Here is a 406-nt window from a genome sequence, read left to right as displayed (position 1 = left end):
CCCTTGAAGACGACGAGGTTGATAGGCTGGGGGTGGAAGTGCAGCAATGCATGGAGCTGACCAGTACTAATCGGTCGAGGGCTTATCCTAAATGTACCCGAGAATATCGGGAAAAATCATAGAAGCGCAACAACTTCTAACCATCGATCGCACGATGAATCAAGTTTTCATATCCAGTTTTGAGGGTGCAAGCCTTCTACATAATGCGAGCAATATAGTATTGAGAAAATTTCAATTCATAGAATTGAGCAGATGGAATGAAATATTGCAAGCAATTAATGTTCCCTGATAGCTCAGTCGGTAGAGCACTCGACTGTTAATCGAGTTGTCACAGGTTCGAGTCCTGTTCGGGGAGCCAGTACGGAGAAGTACCCAAGTGGCTCAAGGGGACCCTCTGCTAAGGGGT

At 46.1% G+C, this 406-nt stretch carries 1 tRNA gene and 1 rRNA gene; both read left to right on the top strand.

Going from position 1 to position 406, the window contains the following annotated elements:
- Positions 1 to 90: ribosomal RNA gene (locus KJS52_RS27020) — 23S ribosomal RNA — on the top strand; the annotation flags it as partial.
- A gap of 192 nt (positions 91 to 282) precedes the next feature.
- Positions 283 to 358: transfer RNA gene (locus KJS52_RS27015), tRNA-Asn, on the top strand.
- The last annotated feature ends 48 nt before the right edge of the window (positions 359 to 406 follow it).

Source organism: Paenibacillus montaniterrae (assembly GCF_018403185.1).
In the GTDB taxonomy this organism is placed as follows: domain Bacteria; phylum Bacillota; class Bacilli; order Paenibacillales; family Paenibacillaceae; genus Pristimantibacillus; species Pristimantibacillus montaniterrae.
Note: the sequence above shows the minus strand (reverse complement) of the source record. Positions and strands in the feature narration are given on the sequence as shown.